The sequence below is a fragment of the Sphingobium sp. AP50 genome (assembly GCF_900109095.1).
Lineage (GTDB): Bacteria > Pseudomonadota > Alphaproteobacteria > Sphingomonadales > Sphingomonadaceae > Sphingobium.
The window spans coordinates 206,863-224,640 of sequence record NZ_FNYZ01000006.1 but is presented as its reverse complement, the minus strand read 5'-3'; the positions used below and the strand labels follow the sequence as shown (position 1 = coordinate 224,640).

Annotated in this window: 17 protein-coding genes; 6 read left to right on the top strand and 11 right to left on the bottom strand. The window is 62.3% G+C overall.

The window, feature by feature from the left end:
• Window positions 1-8: 8 nt before the first annotated feature.
• Window positions 9-1,055 (bottom strand): rod shape-determining protein, encoded by a 1,047-nt coding sequence (locus BMY84_RS12930; RefSeq protein WP_093021880.1) that lies wholly within the window; start codon window positions 1,053-1,055, stop codon window positions 9-11.
• 156 nt (window positions 1,056-1,211) lie between these two features.
• Here BMY84_RS12930 and mutL point away from each other — a divergent pair, with 156 nt between their 5' ends.
• Together mutL and BMY84_RS12920 are read left to right on the top strand one after the other, a co-directional pair.
• Window positions 1,212-3,014 (top strand): DNA mismatch repair endonuclease MutL, encoded by a 1,803-nt coding sequence (gene mutL / locus BMY84_RS12925; RefSeq protein ID WP_093084361.1) that lies wholly within the window; start codon window positions 1,212-1,214, stop codon window positions 3,012-3,014.
• A gap of 26 nt (window positions 3,015-3,040) precedes the next feature.
• Window positions 3,041-3,364 (top strand): hypothetical protein, encoded by a 324-nt coding sequence (locus BMY84_RS12920; RefSeq protein ID WP_177204002.1) that lies wholly within the window; start codon window positions 3,041-3,043, stop codon window positions 3,362-3,364.
• An 8-nt stretch (window positions 3,365-3,372) separates the two neighbouring features.
• Here the strand turns inward: BMY84_RS12920 and BMY84_RS12915 are convergent, their stop codons facing one another.
• The 4 genes from BMY84_RS12915 to BMY84_RS12900 form a co-directional block, all read right to left on the bottom strand.
• The gene (locus BMY84_RS12915) at window positions 3,373-3,999 is read right to left on the bottom strand and encodes a LysE family translocator (protein WP_093084358.1); all 627 of its coding nucleotides are present in this window, start codon (window positions 3,997-3,999) and stop codon (window positions 3,373-3,375) included.
• Between the two features lie 86 nt (window positions 4,000-4,085).
• Window positions 4,086-4,550, bottom strand: coding sequence for a MaoC family dehydratase (locus BMY84_RS12910; protein ID WP_093084357.1), 465 nt, complete (start codon window positions 4,548-4,550; stop codon window positions 4,086-4,088).
• Between the two features lie 64 nt (window positions 4,551-4,614).
• Entirely contained in the window at window positions 4,615-5,895 is a 1,281-nt protein-coding gene (locus BMY84_RS12905; protein ID WP_218146951.1) for an alkaline phosphatase family protein, read from the bottom strand.
• A gap of 81 nt (window positions 5,896-5,976) precedes the next feature.
• The gene (locus BMY84_RS12900) at window positions 5,977-6,495 is read right to left on the bottom strand and encodes a DNA-deoxyinosine glycosylase (protein ID WP_093084356.1); all 519 of its coding nucleotides are present in this window, start codon (window positions 6,493-6,495) and stop codon (window positions 5,977-5,979) included.
• 53 nt (window positions 6,496-6,548) lie between these two features.
• Between BMY84_RS12900 and BMY84_RS12895 the strand changes: the two genes are divergently transcribed.
• The gene (locus BMY84_RS12895; RefSeq protein ID WP_093084411.1) at window positions 6,549-7,577 is read left to right on the top strand and encodes a DUF2167 domain-containing protein; all 1,029 of its coding nucleotides are present in this window, start codon (window positions 6,549-6,551) and stop codon (window positions 7,575-7,577) included.
• 45 nt (window positions 7,578-7,622) lie between these two features.
• Here BMY84_RS12895 and ychF read toward each other — a convergent pair whose 3' ends face one another.
• Window positions 7,623-8,723, bottom strand: coding sequence for a redox-regulated ATPase YchF (gene ychF / locus BMY84_RS12890; RefSeq protein WP_093084354.1), 1,101 nt, complete (start codon window positions 8,721-8,723; stop codon window positions 7,623-7,625).
• Window positions 8,724-8,857: 134 nt separating this feature from the next.
• Between ychF and BMY84_RS12885 the strand changes: the two genes are divergently transcribed.
• Window positions 8,858-9,289 (top strand): DUF983 domain-containing protein, encoded by a 432-nt coding sequence (locus BMY84_RS12885; RefSeq protein ID WP_093084353.1) that lies wholly within the window; start codon window positions 8,858-8,860, stop codon window positions 9,287-9,289.
• A gap of 3 nt (window positions 9,290-9,292) precedes the next feature.
• On the opposite strand, the gene BMY84_RS12880 is transcribed toward BMY84_RS12885, so the two are convergent.
• From BMY84_RS12880 to BMY84_RS12870, 3 genes are all read right to left on the bottom strand, one after another.
• On the bottom strand, window positions 9,293-9,673 hold the full coding sequence (locus BMY84_RS12880) for a hypothetical protein (RefSeq protein ID WP_143075037.1): 381 nt from the start codon (window positions 9,671-9,673) through the stop codon (window positions 9,293-9,295).
• Between the two features lie 30 nt (window positions 9,674-9,703).
• Window positions 9,704-10,387, bottom strand: coding sequence for a DUF2490 domain-containing protein (locus BMY84_RS12875; protein WP_093084350.1), 684 nt, complete (start codon window positions 10,385-10,387; stop codon window positions 9,704-9,706).
• Between the two features lie 125 nt (window positions 10,388-10,512).
• On the bottom strand, window positions 10,513-12,141 hold the full coding sequence (locus tag BMY84_RS12870) for an alpha-D-glucose phosphate-specific phosphoglucomutase (RefSeq protein WP_093084348.1): 1,629 nt from the start codon (window positions 12,139-12,141) through the stop codon (window positions 10,513-10,515).
• A gap of 267 nt (window positions 12,142-12,408) precedes the next feature.
• Here BMY84_RS12870 and BMY84_RS12865 point away from each other — a divergent pair, with 267 nt between their 5' ends.
• Window positions 12,409-13,407, top strand: a complete 999-nt coding sequence (locus BMY84_RS12865) for a hypothetical protein (RefSeq protein WP_093084347.1) — start codon at window positions 12,409-12,411, stop codon at window positions 13,405-13,407.
• Between the two features lie 4 nt (window positions 13,408-13,411).
• Here BMY84_RS12865 and pth read toward each other — a convergent pair whose 3' ends face one another.
• Both pth and BMY84_RS12855 read right to left on the bottom strand, forming a co-directional pair.
• The gene (gene pth, locus BMY84_RS12860) at window positions 13,412-13,981 is read right to left on the bottom strand and encodes an aminoacyl-tRNA hydrolase (RefSeq protein ID WP_093084345.1); all 570 of its coding nucleotides are present in this window, start codon (window positions 13,979-13,981) and stop codon (window positions 13,412-13,414) included.
• An 87-nt stretch (window positions 13,982-14,068) separates the two neighbouring features.
• Window positions 14,069-14,677: a 50S ribosomal protein L25/general stress protein Ctc gene (locus BMY84_RS12855; protein WP_093084344.1), complete on the bottom strand. Its 609-nt coding sequence runs from the start codon at window positions 14,675-14,677 to the stop codon at window positions 14,069-14,071.
• A gap of 279 nt (window positions 14,678-14,956) precedes the next feature.
• On the opposite strand from BMY84_RS12855, the gene secA reads away from it, so the two are divergent.
• Complete coding sequence (gene secA, locus BMY84_RS12850; protein WP_093084343.1) at window positions 14,957-17,692, top strand: preprotein translocase subunit SecA; 2,736 nt, start codon at window positions 14,957-14,959, stop codon at window positions 17,690-17,692.
• Window positions 17,693-17,778: the final 86 nt, after the last annotated feature.

Here is a 17,778-nt window from a genome sequence, read left to right as displayed (position 1 = left end):
CCCCTCGTTCAGGCGTTTTGCAGAACACCCCGGAAGATCGGATCCTCCATGGCCCGACCGGTGCCGATGGCAACGCATGTCAACGGATCTTCAGCGATCGTGACCGGCAGGCCAGTTTCGTCGCGGAGTTCGTCATCCAGCCCCTTGAGCAGCGCGCCGCCGCCGGTGAGCACGATGCCCTGATCGACAATGTCGGCCGCCAGTTCAGGCGCGGTATTTTCCAGCGCGATCCGCACGCCTTCAACGATGGTGCTGATCGGTTCGGCCAGCGCGTCGGCAATCTGACCCTGATTGATCGAGATTTCCTTGGGCACGCCGTTGACGAGGTCGCGACCCTTGATGTGGATCGTTTCGCCCACGCCATCTTCGGGCGGCTGGGCGACGCCGAACTGCTTCTTGATCCGCTCTGCCGTGGCTTCGCCGATCAGCAGATTATGATGACGACGCACGAAGCTGACGATCGCTTCGTCCATCTTGTCGCCGCCGACGCGGACGGAAGTGGTGTAGGCCAGGCCCCGCAGCGAGAGTACCGCGACTTCGGTCGTGCCGCCGCCGATGTCGACAACCATCGAACCGATCGGCTCAGTCACGGGCATGTCGGCGCCGATCGCGGCAGCCATCGGTTCTTCGATCAGGAACACCTGCGACGCGCCGGCATTGCTGGCGGCGTCGCGGATCGCGCGGCGCTCAACACTGGTGGAGCCGCTGGGCACGCAAATCACGATTTCCGGTGCGCGCCAGGGGCTATGCTTGCCGCCATGCACCTTCCGGATGAAATGCTTGATCATTTCTTCCGCGACATCGATGTCGGCGATCACGCCATCGCGCAGTGGCCGGATGGCTTCCACCGAATCAGGCGTTTTGCCCATCATCAGCTTGGCGTCCACGCCGACGGCCTTGACCCGCTTGATACCGTTCAGCGTCTCCATCGCGACGACCGACGGTTCGTTGAGGACGATGCCCCGGCCCCGTACATAAACCACCGTATTGGCGGTGCCCAGGTCGATGGCCATGTCCTGGGACGAGAATTTGAAGAAACGCGAGAAGATCGACATGCCTTATCCTGTTTCGCCAGCCGTCCCCGCGACGCGACAGGGAACGGTCGGAAAGCTGGTTCGCTCAACCGCTAATAGCTGTTTTTGCGCTGTGCAGTGCAAAAAAATCAGCTTCGCGGGTCGCGGAAAGCGCTCGCTTGGGCTAGTCCCTAATCAATGTCAATACGCCGTCTGCCCGAACATCTGGTCAATCGTATCGCTGCCGGTGAAGTGGTCGAAAGACCCGCCAGCGCGCTGAAAGAGATCGTTGAAAACGCTTTGGATGCGGGGGCGACTCGCGTCGCCGTTCGCCTGTCGAATGGGGGGCTCGACCGGATCGAGGTCAGCGACGATGGCAGCGGCATGGATTCGGCGGACATGGCGCTGGCGCTGGAGCGGCATGCCACGTCCAAGATGCCCGACGATGCCATTGAAAATGTGGCGACTTTGGGTTTTAGGGGGGAGGCGCTTCCTTCGATCGCCAGTGTCGCTCGCCTCTCCATCGACAGCCGTCCACGCGGGGCCGACGGATGGAACCGCACGGTCGACAATGGCCAGCTGGTGGCGGAGGGGCCTGCTGCTCTGCCGCCGGGCACCCGCGTCACCGTGGAGCAACTGTTCGGCAAGGTGCCCGCGCGGCGTAAGTTCCTGCGCTCGCCCAAGGCGGAATATGCCGCCTGCCTCGATGTCGTGCGACGTCTCGCAATGGCACATCCGGCCGTCGCTTTTTCGGTGGAACATGATGGCCGGCGGGTGCTGGGCGTGCAGGGCGGCGAAGCGCGGGAGGATCGGGTCGCTTCGCTCACCGACCGGCAACTGGCGGATAATCATGTGATCGTGTCGCTGGAGCGGGACGGGGTGCAGTTGTCGGGCGTGGCTTCCCTGCCGACCTACAATCGCGGCGTGGGCGATCATCAATATCTGTTCGTCAATGGCCGCCCGGTGAAGGACCGGCTGCTGATCGGGGCGTTGCGCGGCGCCTATGCCGATATGCTGGCGCGGGACCGGCATCCTGTGGTGGCGCTGTTTTTGGACGTACCGGCGCATGAGGTGGATGTGAATGTCCATCCCGCCAAGACCGAAGTGCGCTTCCGTGATCCGGCGCTGATCCGGGGCATGATCGTGTCCGGCCTGCGCCGCGCGCTGGATGCCGAAGGCTTCCGGTCGGTGCAGCAGGCGGATGCGGCGGGCCTCGCCGCCTGGAAACCGGAGCCGCTGTCGCCGACGCCGATCGGTTCCATGCCGATCTTCGAGGCGGCGGCCGGCTTGTCGGGGAGCGTGCCCGCCAGTTACAGCCAGTTCGCGCCCTCCGGCTTTGCGGATCGTCGCGCCTCCTTCCTGACCCCGCCGCCGCAGGCCCGCGCCGAACCGGCCGCTGCGCCCGCGCCGGAAGCGCACAGCTTCCCGCTGGGTGTCGCCCGTGGGCAGGTGGCGCGCACCTATATCGTCGCGGAGGCGGAGGATGGCCTTGTCATCGTCGACCAGCATGCCGCGCATGAGCGGCTGACGCTGGAACGGATGCGCCGGGCGATGGAGGGTCAGGGCGTGGCGTCTCAGGCGCTGCTGCTGCCCGAAGTGGTGGAACTGGATGAGCCGGCCTGCGACCGGCTGGAGGCACGGATCGCCGAACTTAAAGATTTCGGTCTCGATCTGGAGCGCTTTGGTCCGTCCGCGATGCTAGTGCGCGCGGTCCCAGCCATGCTGGGGCAGTCGGATGTGCAGGGACTGGTCACGGATCTGGCCGACGATCTCGCCGCCTATGACAGTGCGCTGTCGCTCAAGGAGCGGCTGGACCTCGTCGCCGCAACCATGGCCTGCCACGGATCGGTCCGCGCCGGCCGCGTGCTGAGCGTCGCGGAAATGAACGCGCTGCTGCGAGAGATGGAAGTCACGCCGCGCTCAGGCCAGTGCAATCACGGGCGGCCGACCTGGGTGAAGCTGGGGCATGGCGATATCGAGAAGCTGTTTGGGCGGAAGTGATGTGTAGATCGGCAATTCTGTTTTTGTTGTCAGCCATCATCGCGTTGCCGGGCTGCACTGAAAGCTCGAAGCGAGAAAGCGAAGAGTTGATGGCGAAAATAGAAACGAAAATTGCCATGCCGCAAAGGGCTTGGCCGCTGAAGGACTATAGCCGCTATTATTATTGGGCGTCAGATACCGACCATCGCAAGGTTTATGGCGTGCTTTCTATGGATCGGAAACCGGGGCGATGGTGGGTTGAAGTCGATGAAGCGCCACAAATTATGGACGGTGGGTGCAGCGTCATTTCATTGACCTATGACGTTCTATCGGATCGTGTAGTTTCAATTTTTTGTAACGGCGAAGCCTGACGTAATTCCTACCGTTCCACCGCCATGCGCACGGCCAGTCCGCCCAGCACCGTGCCCATGAACCAGCGCTGGATCGTCAGCCAGCGCGGGCGGCCGTGCAGGAAGCCGGCGATTGATCCGGCGAGGCAGGCGATGACGGCGTTGACCGACAGGCTGATCACGATCTGCGTCGCCCCCAGCACCAGCGACTGGCCCAATATATGGCCGCGCGCCGGATCGACGAATTGCGGCAGCAGCGACAGATAGATCATCGCGACCTTGGGATTGAGCAGGTTCGTGACCAGCCCCATGGTGAAGAGCCGACGCGGACCATCCTGCGGCAGTGTGCGGACCTGAAAGGGCGATCGGCCGCCGGGCCGCACGGCATTCCAGGCCAGCCAGAGCAGATAGAGCGCACCGCCGATCCGCAGCACATCATAAGCGAAGGGCACCGCCATCAGCAGCGCGGTGATGCCGAAGGCTGCGCTGATCATGTAGAAGAGGAAGCCGCAGGCCACGCCGAGCAGGGAGATCATGCCTGCCGTGCGTCCCTGTGAAATGGAGCGGGAGATCAGGTAGATCATGTTCGGGCCGGGGGTCAGCACCATGCCCAGCGATATCAGCGCGAAGGCGAGGAGATGGGCGGTGCTGGGCATGGGCGGCTTTCCCTGATGGTGGCGTGCGCTTCCCTACCGCCAACGAAGGGGGCTGCGCAGAGCCACTATGCAGCATTTGGCCCGGATTATACGGGTCGCGTGCGCCACATGGCGATCGGGATCATGGTGAGGACCGGCTTGTCGTTCTGATTGAGGATCGTCACCTTGTTGCGGACGATCCCCATTTCCGGGCGGCTTTGCGATGCCTTCTTGTCGATCACCTCGCTGCGTCCGCGCAGCGTGTCGCCGGGGCGCACCGGGCGCAGCCAGCGCAGTTCGTCCACGCCCATCGCGCCAAGGCTGGCCGCCTGCCGCCCCGGATGGGCCTGCATTTCCGCGACGAACATCTTCATGAAAAGGGCGGTCGTGTGCCATCCGCTGGCGGAAATCGTACCGAAATGGGTGGTCGCTGCCGCCTCATCCGACAGATGGAAGGGCTGGGGATCGAATTCCGCCGCGAAGGCGACCGTCTCGTCGCGGGTTATGGTGAGCGGACCGAAGTCGAAGCCATCGCCGATCGCGATATCCTCGAAATAGACAATCTCTTCCATCCTCATCCAACTCCGATTTTTGCGTTGGATGAGGATGTAAGGAGGCTTTCCGTTTACGTCAATGTCAAGGCTTGACCAATCCCTGCAAGACCGCCGCATTGCCGTCCGACGCGACAGGTGTCACGCCCAGCAGGCGGGCGAGCAGCGGATAGACATCGACATTGGTGAAGTCCGGCGACGGGCGGAAGCTGGTGTTGAAGGCCGGGCCATTGGCGATGAACAGCGCCTGCATTTCCGGCGCACGATCGTCCCAGCCATGGTCGCCGCCAGTGATCGGCTTGGATGGCGTCGTGTTCTGGAACACCCAGCCGGTCTCGGCGAGGCAGAAATAGGGTGGGATGCGGCGGTGCGTACCATAATGGAAGCGGGCCGGGATCTCGCTCTTGCGCCAGCATTGCATATGGTCGCGTGGCTTGAACAGCGCCGTCTCCAGCGCCTTTTCATGGCCGGGAATGGCGGCCAGGCTGGCATAGGGGCCGGTTTCGACGCTGCGATAGTCGGCCGGGTCGGCGATCTTGTCCAACACGATCATCCGGTCATTCGCCTTGGCGGCCATGCCATGGTCGGAGACGATGACGATATTGGCTGGCTGGCCCAGCGCCTTGAGGCCCGCGACCAGATCGCCGATATGCGCGTCGACATCGGCTACGGCCTGTGTGGTCTGCTGCGCATCGGGGCCATTGACATGGCCAGCGGTGTCGACCTCATCGAAATAGAGGGTGACGAAGCGGGGGCGAATGTCGGCGGGGCGGCGCAGCACGTCCAGCACGCCATTCACCCGCTGGGTCGGGCTGATTGCCTCATTGAACTGGGCCCAGTCGCTGGGTCGCGATCCGCCGTTGATGATATAGGGCCATTCGGACGCCTTGGTGCCGCCCCAGGCGACGTTGGAACCGGGCCAGAACATGGTGGCGGTGCGCACGCCCTGTTTTTCGGCGGTGATCCAGATCGGCTCAGCCTCATTCCACCAGTAAGGATCGTCGCTGGCCATGGTGAACTTGTCCTTGGGCCGGCTGCCATCCTCCATATTATTGGCGACGATGCCGCTGCGGTCGGGCCGGTCGCCGGTGACGATCGCCCAGTGATTGGGGAAAGTCTTGGTCGGGAAGGAGGGGCGCATCGATGTTCCGACGCCGCTGCTGGCGAGGGCATTGAGGTTGGGAGAGACGCCACGCTTCAGATAATCCGGACGGAAACCGTCGATCGACACGAGGATGGTGACGGGCGCGCGTTGCTCTGCCTGCGCCGTGGTGGTGGCGGGTGCGGAGCGGACGGTCTGGACGGACACGCAGCCGCTGAGCGCGGTGACGGTGAGCAGGACGGCGGCAAGGGATCGGATCAGCATGGCGACTCTTGTTTTCAATCTGTGCAATAAAATCCGCTTAGCAGTGATGCCATGACGGTAAAGTGACGTTTTGGTAGGCTTTCATGCCAGAGCGTCGCGCAGCGCCATCCACGCCTGCCGCTTGGCCTCCCGCGACAGGCTGGCATAGGCGCCGCTGGAGGAGGGCAGGTCGATCAGCGTCAGCGCCGGTTGATCGCCCAGTTGCCGCCGCCCATGGGTGGCCGCCGTCTTGCCGTTGAAGGCGATCGCCCGCAGCGTCGGCAGTCGCTCCACGAACAGGCCAAGGTCGCGCAGTTCCGCGCCCCGGATGCTGCTGTCCAGGCTGCCGGGGCGCTCCGCGCTTTCGATCACGTCCCACAGGCCGATGCCCAGCGCGCGCAGCCGCTTCAGCCGCATCGCATAGGGCTGGCCGCGCAGGGTCTCCCCCAGAACATCGCCCAGCAAGTCCCAGAAGGCATTGCCGCGATGCGCATAATATTCGCCCTGCTTGATGGATGCGTCGCCGGGCAGGCTGCCAAGGATCAGCAGCTTCGTATGCGCGTCGACACTGGGCGGAAAGGCGATCTTTCTGGCCGCGCGCATCACCGGTCTTTCCGCCATTGCCTTCTATCCTTTTGTTTCTAAAGTCTTGCCCGTCCAACGGGGGAATGTTCATGAAAAGATATTGGAGCGCCGTGGGTGCGGTCCTGCTGCTTGGTGTAACGGCGACTGCCGTTCCGGCCCAGCAGCCCGCGCCGACGGCGGAACAACGCGCCTATGAGGCGAAGGTCAAGGATATGTTGCAACGGCAACAGCCGCAGACCGGCGACATCGCTCTGCCGGAGGCGAAGGCGACGCTGCATCTGGGCAAGGATTATTATTATCTGGATGCCAAGGCAGCGCGGGAAGTGATCGTCGACGCCTGGGGCAATCCCGCGGCGCAGGCGGACGGTGTGCTGGGGCTGGTGTTCCCGGCCGGCAAGACGTTTTTGGATGATGATGCCTGGGGTGCGGTCATCACCTATGACCAGAGCGGCTATGTGAAGGATGATGACGCCGCCTCCACCGATTTCGACGCGCTGATGAGCGACATGAAATCGGGTGAGGAAGAGCGGAACAAGGAACGGTCGGAGGCTGGCTATCCGCCGGTGCATCTGGTCGGCTGGGCAGAGCGCCCGGCCTATGACCGTGCGCATCATAGCGTCATCTGGGCGCGCGACATTCGCTTCGGCGATGCGGCGGAAGGGACGCTCAACTATGATGTGCGGCTGCTGGGGCGGTTCGGCGTGCTCAGCCTCAACATGATTTCCACCATGTCGCACCTGCCCGAAGTGAAGGCGGCGGCGGCCAAGTTTGGCGGATCGGTGACCTTCGATCAGGGCGCGCGCTATGCCGATTTCGTGCCCGATGTCGACAAGGTGGCGGAATATGGCATTGGCGGTCTGGTGGCGGCTGGCGCTGGCCTGCTCGCGGCGAAGAAGTTGGGCGTGCTGGCGCTGATGCTGGCGTTCGGCAAGAAGCTGCTGATCCCGATCATCCTGTTCTTCGGCGTGGCCTGGCGCTGGATCAAGGGGAAGTTCGGCGGAAACAAGGCGGCGCAAGAAGAGGCCTATGCCTATGAGGCGCCGGTCGAAAGTGACGCTGAAACCGTGCCGGAAGTGCCTGCGGAAGAAGACAGCAGGCCGAAACTTTCGAAAGACTGATAGAAAGGCGGGGCGGGGTGATGAACCCCGCCCCGTTCGATTGGATCAGACGTTGAAGCGGAACAGCATGATGTCGCCGTCCTGCGTGACATAGTCCTTGCCTTCGGACCGCCATTTGCCTGCCTCCTTGGCCCCGGCTTCGCCGTTGAACTGGACGAAGTCGGCATAGGCCATGGTTTCGGCGCGGATGAAGCCCTTCTCGAAATCGGTGTGGATCGCGCCGGCGGCCTGCGGCGCCTTGCTGCCCTTGTGCACGGTCCAGGCGCGCGCTTCCTTCGGCCCGACGGTGAAGAAGGTGATGAGGCCCAGCAGTTCGTACCCGGCGCGGATGATGCGGGCGAGGCCGGCTTCGGTCAGGCCCAACGCTTCGAGATATTCGGCGCGTTCCTCGATCGGCATCGTCACCAGTTCTGCCTCGATCGCGGCGGACACGATCACCGCCTTGGCATTTTCGGCGGCGGCCTTTTCGAACACGCGGGCCGAATGGGCATTGCCTTCCGAAGCGGCGTCTTCCTCGACATTGCAGACATAGAGGACTGGCTTGGCCGTCAGCAACTGCGCCTGCGCGAACAGGCGTTCTTCCTCCACGTCGCGCGGCACGGTGAGGCGGGCGGGCTTGCCGTCGCGCAGCAGGTCCAGCGCCTGACCCAGCACGGCGGCGGCAGCCTTGGCTTCCTTGTCGCCCTGCGCCGCCTTCTTGGCGAGGTTGGGGACGCGCTTTTCCAGGCTTTCCAGGTCGGCGAGCATCAGTTCGGTTTCGACCGTCTCGGCGTCGGCGATGGGATCGACCTTGCCTTCGACATGGGTGATGTCGCCATCCTCGAAGCAGCGCAGGACATGGACGATAGCGTCCGTCTCGCGAATATTGGCGAGGAACTGGTTGCCCAACCCTTCGCCCTTCGACGCGCCACGGACGAGGCCCGCAATGTCGACGAAGCTGAGCTGCGTTTCGATAATCTTGGCCGATCCGCCGATCTTGGCGATGGTCTGGAGCCGGTCGTCGGGCACGGCGACGCGGCCTTCATTCGGCTCGATCGTGCAGAAGGGATAATTGGCCGCCTGCGCCGCCTGCGTTTCGGTGAGCGCATTGAACAGGGTGGACTTGCCCACATTGGGAAGACCGACGATACCGCAACGAAAACCCATCTGACTGCCTTACAAGATCGAATGATTGATTGGCGCGCCCGATAGCGCTTTGTGCGCGCAAAGGCCAGCCTTGGACAAAAGGCGCAATCGACAAGACGGCGGAAAAGGTCGCAGAGAGCAGGAGAGGAGCCGATATGACAGAACAAAATGACGCCGTCTGGACCGATCAGAGCGGCCGGCGCTGGCCAAAGCGCCCGGCGCATGAAACCGGTGTCTTTGGCCGCTGTCCCCGCTGCAACGAAGGGCATATCTTCACCGGCTTCCTGACGCTGCGCGATCATTGCGAGGTGTGCGGGCTCGATTACAGCTTTGCCGATCCTGCGGATGGTCCGGCGGTATTCGTGCAACTCTTCGCCTGTGTGCCCGGTGTGATCTTCATCCTGATGCTGGAGATCATGGCACGGCCGCCTTTATGGGTGCATCTGGCCGTGGGCGTGCCGGTGCTGATCCTGACCACCGTATTGCCGATGCGCCCGATCAAGGGCTGGCTGGTCGCCGCGCAATTCACCACGCGGGCACAGGAAGCGGGAACGAGTGCGCTATGGGCGAAGCTGCACGACAAATAGACCTCACCCGATACATCGCAGCAGTGCCGCCCTGTGCAATCGGCGCAGTTCGCGATCGGGCGGACGCCGCACCGTCACCTGTGCGCCGCTTCCTTCCGGCATGATCGTGATCAACAGGCGCTGGACGGAATTGGCCACTATGATCCCGTCACCCGCCTGCAACTCGTGAAGGTTGAGCAGGCTGGGTGGAATGGCCAGCATGCAGTCCCTGATCGCATCGGGTTTGGCGGTGGATGCACGCCGCATCACGACTTGCGTGCTGGCCACCACCAATGCGCGATAGGCCCGCTGATCCTCACTTTCCCACGGCCCGGTGGCGATGTGAAAAGCGGAAAAGACGCCGATAAAGGCCAACGCCGACAGGATTCTTGATCGCCACGACATGCCTTGTCCTAGGACAGGCCGCCCGTACCCTCAATGCCGGAAGAAGAGCGTTACCGACGCCACATGATTGACGCGGGTGTCGCCGGCGCGCTGGTTGATGAGTTGGTTGAGATAGCCCACTTCCAGCGTGGAGGCGCCGGGCAGGCCGAGTTCGGCGCCGACGAAGCTGCGCAACTGGTCGAAGCCGCTGCGGGCGCCCCAGTCGGTGTCGTTGAGAGCGACGAAGCCTTCGGCATAGACCAGGGCATTCACTGCGTCGCTGTTCGCCTTGAGCGGCTTTTCGTAGCGGAGCATTTCGCGCAGGCGCCATCCCATATCGTCGCCATTGGAGCGCCAGCGTTGTTCCAGTCGCGTGCGGGATGACAATTCGCCGTCCCAGGGCTTGCCCATTACCCAACTGACTTGCTGGAAGCTGCGTTCCTCATTGACGTCCTTGCCGCCTTCGACCGGCACGACGACATGGGCGAACCCCTGATAAAGGGTGAGCGATGGCGAGAATTTCCAGCCCAGCGCGCCGCGGAACAGCGCCTGATCAATGCGCGACATGCCATCGCCGACGCGCGGCTGGACTTCGGCGAAATAGACGATTTCGTCCTTTATCGATCCCATCGCCGTCAGGTTCAGCCAGAATTGCTCATCCTCGCTGGTGGCGGCCTGTGCAGGCGTTGCGAAGAGGGCAAGGCAGGCGGACAGGCTGAGGGCGAGGCGACGCATGAGGTTCCCGAAAACAGAAAAGGACAGGCGGCCGTTCGATGCGGCTGCCTGTCCTCTCTATCGTCAGTGTATTTCCACCTTGTTGCCGGCCTGTGAGTTTGTGCACAGGGCAAGCAAGGCTTGCGTCAGGTGATGACGCTGGGCTTGTCCATGCCGGTATAGCCGTTGATGTCGGCGACTTCCTGCGCGGCGGCGATCAGCGGGGCGAGGGCGTCGGCCGTTTCCAGACCCAGATCGCCGTCCGATCCGACATAGCGTTCGATATAGACGCGCAGGGTGGCGCCTTCGGTGCCGGTGCCGGACAGGCGGAACACGACGCGCGATCCGTCCGCGAACAGGATGCGCACGCCCTGATTGCTGCTGACCAACTGGTCCGTGGGATCGGTATAGGCGAAATCGTCGGCGCTCTTCACCGTGCCGCCGCTGTTGATCGTGCCGGGCAGGCTGCTCAGGCTGGCCCGCAGCGCAGCCATCAGCGCATCGGCCTTGTCCTTGGCGATCGCTTCATAGTCATGGCGGGCATAGTAATTCCGGCCATAGGTGGCCCAATGATCGGCCATGATGGTGGCGACGCTTTGCTTGCGGGCGGCCAATATGTTGAGCCAGAGCAATACCGCCCAGATGCCGTCCTTCTCGCGGACATGATCGGAGCCGGTGCCGGCGCTTTCCTCACCGCAGATGGTGGCCATGCCGGCGTCCAGCAGGTTGCCGAAGAATTTCCAACCGGTGGGGGTTTCGTAGAGCGGCAGGCCGAGCTTTTCCGCCACGCGATCGGCGGCGCCGCTGGTCGGCATCGAACGGGCAATGCCCTTGAGGCCCGCTGCATAGCCGGGCGCCAGATGCGCGTTGGCTGCCAGCACGGCGAGCGAGTCCGAAGGCGTCACATAGCAGTGACGACCGATGATGAGGTTGCGGTCGCCGTCACCGTCCGATGCCGCGCCGAAATCGGGCGCGTCCGGGGCCATCATCCGGTCGTAGAGTTCCTTGGCATGGACCAGATTGGGATCGGGATGATGGTGGCCGAAATCGGGGAGGGGGGTGCCGTTCATCACCGTGCCGGCCGGGGCGCCCAGACGCTTTTCGAAAATCTCGACGGCATAGGGGCCGGTGACGGCGCTCATGCTGTCGAAGGCCAGGGTGAAACCGTTGGCGATCATCGCGCCGATGGCCGAGAAATCGAACAGGCTTTCCATCAGGTCGGCATAGGCGGCAACCGGATCGACCACGTCGACCGTCATGTCGCCCAGCAGGCTGCTGCCCAGCGTGTCGATGTCGACATCGGTCGCGTCCAGCAGCTTGTAGCTGTCGATCACCAGCGACCGGGCGGCGATGGCGTCGGTCACTTTTTCAGGGGCAGGGCCACCATTGCCGATATTATATTTGATGCCGAAATCTTCGTCCGGACCGCCGGGATTGTGGCTGGCGGACAGGACGAGGCCACCGAATGCGCCGGACGAGCGGATCAGATGCGAGGCGGCGGGGGTGGAGAGGATACCGCCGCGACCGACGAGTACGCGGCCAAAGCCGTTGGCGGCGGCCATTTTCAGCACGGTCTGGATGACTTCGCGGTTCAGGTAACGGCCATCGCCGCCCACGACCAGCGTCTGCCCCTCATAGCCTTCAAGGCTGTAGAACACCGACTGGATGAAATTTTCGGCATAATGGGGCTGCTGAAAGACACGGACTTTCTTGCGCAGGCCTGACGTGCCCGGCTTCTGGTCGGTAAAGGGTTGCGTCGCAACGGTCTGGATCACCCGATATTTCCCCTCTTTGGCAAGAACGCCCGCGCCTCTATGCCCCGGCAATGCGACGCGGGGCAATGCGTGAGTTTCAACTGGTCGCGCTCAGACAACCAGTCGGCTTATGATCAACCGCAATCGCGACGGCCATCTTCTTGCAGTTGCGTAATATTTTCGAAATTGCGCAATTTTTATCGGTAAATGCAGTCTTAACAGCCATTTCTTCTATGCTGCATTGCGGTGCCATGTTGTTATGATGACGTATCGATCAGGAGATTCGTCATGCCGACCGGAGACAATCTGCCCTCATCTTCCGACACGTTGCCGCTCAATATCTTCGAAATGCCCGAATGGCTGGTCCGGCCATCGGTGCGCGCCTGTCGCCTGTTCAACACGATGCTGGATGGCATTTTCTACGATGTGCCCGGCCTGCAATCCGAACTGGCCGAAAAAGACCAGGTTACCAGAAGCCTTGGAGAAAAGGCGCCGTCTCGCATCGTGGATTTCGATGCGTTGACCGATCCGGAAGGATCATTGCTGCTGATCGATGCGGGGACCGCCCCCTATGTCCATAAATATAAGGATGTCGGCCTGTTCCTTTCCTCTCCCTATGAGGAAACGCGGCAGGTGATGATCGCCACCATCACCGGCGTCGGCAGTTCCGCGCTGGGCAGTGCGGCGCTGGCCTGGGACATTTCGGTGGCCTTGCAGCAACCGGTGCTGGCGATCGTGCCGGGCTATGGCGTGGCGGACGTGCTGCTCCAGTCGCTGGGCGGATGGTTCGGCTATGGCATGTATGACTGGTTGCAGGCCAAGAGCCTGGTGCAGAATGGCCTGGCCAATGTCATGCCGCAGACGGCCGGGATCGGTCGCGAACTGGCCGCGTCGACGCCCGATGCCAAGACGGTGCATGGCGGGCCGGTCTTCCGCCACGGATCGGGATCGGCGGATGTGCTGCATGCGATATTGGAGCATCGGGATCGGCCGCTGAAGCTGCTGATCGGCCATAGCAAGGGCGCGCTTCAGATCGGCAATGCGATCCAGTCGCTGCCGGCGGATCGGGTCCATGGCTTGGATGTGGTGACGCTGGGCTGCCCGATCGCGGAGAATGTTGAAGGCGTGAAGTTCCACCAATATCTGGGGCTGTTCGACGCGCTGGGCCAGCTTAATATGTGGGGCAACCAGCCGGACGAATGGGTGCCGACCTGGCACAGCACCAATCCGATGTTGCCGCCCGCGATGCAGGCCGGGCCGTTGACGCAGGCGGCTTTGGCGAACTGAGCGATCAGTCCGCCAGTCGGCGGGCGACCTCGTTCATGAAGCGGACGTCGTCATTCTTCGCCAGCCATTCGGCTTCGGCGCTGATGGCTGCCAGCATGTCGGTCAGGGCGTCCATCTCGCTCTTGGCGTAATTGCCCAGCACATAGCCATGGACTTTGTCTTTATGGCCCGGATGGCCGATGCCGATCCGCACCCGGCGAAATTCTGCGCCGATATGGGCGTCCGTCGATCGCAGGCCGTTATGCCCGGCATTGCCGCCGCCGCGTTTCACCTTGACCTTCATCGGCGCCAGATCGAGTTCGTCATGGAAGACGGTCACGTCCTGCGGCGTGAGCTTGTAGAAGCGCATCGCTTCACCGATGGAGCGGCCGCTTTCGTTCATGAAGGTGGCGGGCTTGAGCAGCAGGATTTTCTCGGTGCCGATGCGCCCTTCCTGTACCCAGCCCTGAAACTGCTTCTTGGGTGGGGAGAAGCGATACATGTCCGCAATCAGGTCCGCGACCATGAAGCCGACATTGTGCCGGTGCATCGCATATTGCTGCCCCGGATTGCCCAGGCCGGCCCAGATTTGCATGTCGATCGCTCCAAAGAAAAATCCCGCCCGCCGGGTAGGCGGACGGGATCGTAATTTCCAGCCCCAAGGGGCTTAGCCGAGAAAGGCTTATTCGGCTTCGGCTTCCGCTTCACCCTCGGCGCTCTTCAGAGCCGAAGGAGCAACGACGGTCGCGATCGAGAAATCGGTGTCCGCATGCAGGGCCTTGGTGCCCTTGGGCAGGGTCACGGCGCTGATGTGCAGCGATTCGCCGACTTCCAGACCGGTCAGGTCGACAATGACCTCGTCAGGAATGTTGGCGGCGTCGACGATCAGTTCGATGTCATGCGCCACGATGTTCAGCACGCCACCCTTCTTCAGGCCCGGCGAAGCGTCTTCATTCGCGAAGCGCACCGGCACATGGACGTGGACAGTGGCATGTTCCGAAACGCGCAGGAAATCGGCGTGCAGCGGACGATCGGTGACGGGGTGGAAAGCCACGTCCTTGGCGAGGGTACGGACGGACTTGCCGCCGATTTCGACCATGATGACCGAATTGAAGAAGTGACCCGTGCCGAGCTGCTTGTTGAGGAGCTTTTCCTCAACGTGGATCGACTGGGGTTCTTCGTTCATTCCATAGATGACGGCGGGTACGCGGCCCTCACGGCGGAGGGCGCGGGAGGCTCCCTTGCCTGCCCGATCGCGTGCCTCGGCCGACAGCGTAAGCTGCTCGCTCATTGCGTGTCTCCAAAAGCTAATTGATACAAGTTTCCCGCCACGCCTCCAGGGATGACCATCACGGGAAGGCGGCCCTTTAGCAGAAAAAGGCGGAAAGGCAAGGGTGGGTGGCGGCTTTTGGCGGGCAAAATCGGGCACTGCAACCGTGTTCGGCGGGCATTATTGCTGTGGGGGTAGGCGAACGCCGAATTGACGTGCGGCTGACCGATCCCTATTTGCCGCTCAATCTTTATCCGGCGTCAGTGCTTGCGCCGTCAGTTTTTCGCTCAGGGAGAGCTCATGTTCGGCGCACTTGCCAAGTCCATTTTCGGATCGTCCAACGAACGCTATGTGAAGTCGCTGGGCAAGATCGTCGACAAGATCGCTTCGTTCGAGCCGACCGTTCAGGCGCTGACCGACGAGGATCTGGTCGCACAGACCGTTCGTTTTCGGGAACGGCTGGCCGCGGGCGAGACGCTGGACGATCTGCTGCCCGAAGCCTTCGCGACTGTGCGCGAAGCATCGGTCCGCGTGCTGGGCATGCGCCATTTCGATGTGCAGATGGTGGGCGGCATCGTCCTGCATCGCGGCGAGATCGCCGAAATGCGCACGGGTGAGGGCAAGACGCTGGTCGCCACCGTCGCGACTTATCTCAACGCGCTGGAGGGCAAGGGCGTTCACGTCGTCACTGTGAACGACTATCTGGCCACGCGCGACTGCGAATGGATGGGCCAGGTCTATCGTTTCCTGGGTCTGACCACCGGCGTCATCGTGCCGAACATCAGCGAGGATCAGCGTCGCGAAGCCTACGCCGCTGACGTCACCTATGCGACGAACAACGAACTCGGCTTCGACTATCTGCGCGACAATATGAAATATGATCGCGGATCGATGGTCCAGCGGCCTTTCAACTATGCCATCGTCGACGAAGTCGATTCGATCCTGATCGACGAAGCGCGCACGCCGCTGATCATTTCCGGCCCAACCGACGACAAGTCGGAGCTGTATGTCGCGGTCGACGCGATCGTGAAGCAGATCACCGAAGCGGATTATGAGAAGGACGAGAAGCAGCGCAGCGTCACGCTGACCGAGGACGGCACCGAGCGGATTGAGCGTCTGCTGGAGGCTGCCGGTCTGCTTCAGGGCGACAATCTCTACGACTTCGAGAACACGCAGGTCGTCCATCACGTCAATCAGGCGCTTCGCGCGGTCGTGATGTTCCGCCGCGACATCGATTATATCGTCAAGGACGGCAAGGTCGTCATCATCGACGAATTTACCGGCCGCATGATGGACGGTCGTCGCTGGTCCGATGGTCTGCATCAGGCGGTGGAAGCCAAGGAAGGCGTGAATATCGAGCCGGAGAACCAGACGCTGGCCTCCATCACCTTCCAGAATTATTTCCGCATGTATCCCAAGCTGGGTGGCATGACCGGTACCGCCGCGACCGAAGCGGCTGAATTCTACGAAATCTACAAGATGAACGTCGTCACCATCCCGACCAATCGGGCGGTGCAGCGCATCGACGAAGAAGATAGCTTCTACAAGAGCCTGGACGACAAGTTCCGTGGCATTGCCAAGACTATCAAGGTCCATGCCGAAAAGGGCCAGCCGGTGCTGGTCGGCACTGTGTCGATCGAAAAGTCGGAAATGCTGTCCGAATTCCTGACGCAGGAAGGTGTGCCGCACGCAGTGCTGAACGCCCGCTTCCATGACAGCGAAGCGCATATCGTTGCGCAGGCGGGCCGCAAGGGCGCAGTGACGATCGCCACCAACATGGCGGGCCGTGGCACCGACATCAAGCTGGGCGGCAATCTGGAGATGCGGGTCGAGGACGAACTGCGCGACATGCCCGAAGGGCCGGAGCGTGACACCGCGATTGCCCGGATTGAGGCTGAAATCGAAGTCGAAAAGCAGGAAGTGCTGGCCGCCGGTGGTCTGTTCGTCCTCGCGACCGAGCGCCACGAAAGCCGCCGTATCGACAATCAGTTGCGTGGCCGTTCGGGTCGTCAGGGCGATCCCGGCCTGTCGCGCTTCTACCTCAGCCTTGATGATGATCTGATGCGCATCTTTGGCCCGGACACGATGTTCGCCAAGATGATCCGGTCGAACCTGGAAGATGGCGAGGCGCTGCCCCCGTCCAAGTGGCTGAGCAAGGCGATCGAGACGGCGCAGAAGAAGGTCGAAGCGCGCAATTACGACATTCGCAAGCAGGTTGTCGAATATGATGACGTGATGAATGATCAGCGCAAGGTCATCTACGAACAACGCAGCGACATCATGGATGCCGACACGGTGGACGATGTCGTCGCCGACATGCGTCATGAGACGGTCAATGATCTGGTCGGCGCCTCCTGCCCTCCGGGTAGCTATCCCGAACAGTGGGACATGGAGCGCCTGAAGCTGCGCACCGCTGAAATTCTGGGTCTGGAACCGGACTTCGACGCCTGGCTGGCCGAGGATGCCGTCGATCCCGAAATGATCGAGGAGCGGCTGTCGGCGCTGGCTGATGCATCCGTGGAGGAAAAGACCAAGGAGGTCGAAGCGACCGACTGGCACATGATCGAGAAGTCGATCCTGCTCCAGAGCCTCGACCATCACTGGAAGGAGCATCTGTCGACGCTCGACGCCCTGCGTCAGGTCGTGCATCTGCGCGCCTATGCGCAGAAGACGCCGATCAACGAATATAAGCAGGAAGCCTTCGCCCTGTTCGAGCGGATGCTGGAGAATATCCGTGAGGATGTGACCGGATCGATCGCACGGGTGCAGTTCCGCATGGAACAGCCGCCGCTCGAAGATTATGGCCTGCCGGTGCTGCCCGACTTCATCACCACGCATATCGATCCCTTTTCGGGCGAAGATAATAGCGCGGATATCGATGCCGGCAGCTTCGGCGGCGTCACCACCACCATCCCTCGTACCCCGGTCGGCAACGCGCCGGCGGGTGAGTTCGCCAATCTGGACATCAGCCGCAACGCGCTCTGCCCCTGCGGTTCGGGCCAGAAGTATAAACATTGTCACGGTGCGCTGGCCTGACATGCTCCGGTGCGCCGCCTCGGTCGGCGCACCGTCAATATCCGATTAACCGAGTCGCTTAGCCTTTCAGCAAGGAACAGCGCGGA

What these genes read in the sequence shown, in the direction of transcription:
- BMY84_RS12930 (WP_093021880.1), bottom strand. Translation starts at nt 1,055, where the DNA reads ATGTCGATCTTCTCGCGTTTCTTCAAATTCTCGTCCCAGGACATGGCC.
- mutL (WP_093084361.1), top strand. Translation starts at nt 1,212, where the DNA reads ATGTCAATACGCCGTCTGCCCGAACATCTGGTCAATCGTATCGCTGCC.
- BMY84_RS12915 (WP_093084358.1), bottom strand. Translation starts at nt 3,999, where the DNA reads ATGCCCAGCACCGCCCATCTCCTCGCCTTCGCGCTGATATCGCTGGGC.
- BMY84_RS12910 (WP_093084357.1), bottom strand. Translation starts at nt 4,550, where the DNA reads ATGGAAGAGATTGTCTATTTCGAGGATATCGCGATCGGCGATGGCTTC.
- BMY84_RS12905 (WP_218146951.1), bottom strand. Translation starts at nt 5,895, where the DNA reads ATGCTGATCCGATCCCTTGCCGCCGTCCTGCTCACCGTCACCGCGCTC.
- BMY84_RS12900 (WP_093084356.1), bottom strand. Translation starts at nt 6,495, where the DNA reads ATGGCGGAAAGACCGGTGATGCGCGCGGCCAGAAAGATCGCCTTTCCG.
- BMY84_RS12895 (WP_093084411.1), top strand. Translation starts at nt 6,549, where the DNA reads ATGAAAAGATATTGGAGCGCCGTGGGTGCGGTCCTGCTGCTTGGTGTA.
- ychF (WP_093084354.1), bottom strand. Translation starts at nt 8,723, where the DNA reads ATGGGTTTTCGTTGCGGTATCGTCGGTCTTCCCAATGTGGGCAAGTCC.
- BMY84_RS12885 (WP_093084353.1), top strand. Translation starts at nt 8,858, where the DNA reads ATGACAGAACAAAATGACGCCGTCTGGACCGATCAGAGCGGCCGGCGC.
- BMY84_RS12880 (WP_143075037.1), bottom strand. Translation starts at nt 9,673, where the DNA reads ATGTCGTGGCGATCAAGAATCCTGTCGGCGTTGGCCTTTATCGGCGTC.
- BMY84_RS12875 (WP_093084350.1), bottom strand. Translation starts at nt 10,387, where the DNA reads ATGCGTCGCCTCGCCCTCAGCCTGTCCGCCTGCCTTGCCCTCTTCGCA.
- BMY84_RS12865 (WP_093084347.1), top strand. Translation starts at nt 12,409, where the DNA reads ATGCCGACCGGAGACAATCTGCCCTCATCTTCCGACACGTTGCCGCTC.
- pth (WP_093084345.1), bottom strand. Translation starts at nt 13,981, where the DNA reads ATGCAAATCTGGGCCGGCCTGGGCAATCCGGGGCAGCAATATGCGATG.
- BMY84_RS12855 (WP_093084344.1), bottom strand. Translation starts at nt 14,677, where the DNA reads ATGAGCGAGCAGCTTACGCTGTCGGCCGAGGCACGCGATCGGGCAGGC.
- secA (WP_093084343.1), top strand. Translation starts at nt 14,957, where the DNA reads ATGTTCGGCGCACTTGCCAAGTCCATTTTCGGATCGTCCAACGAACGC.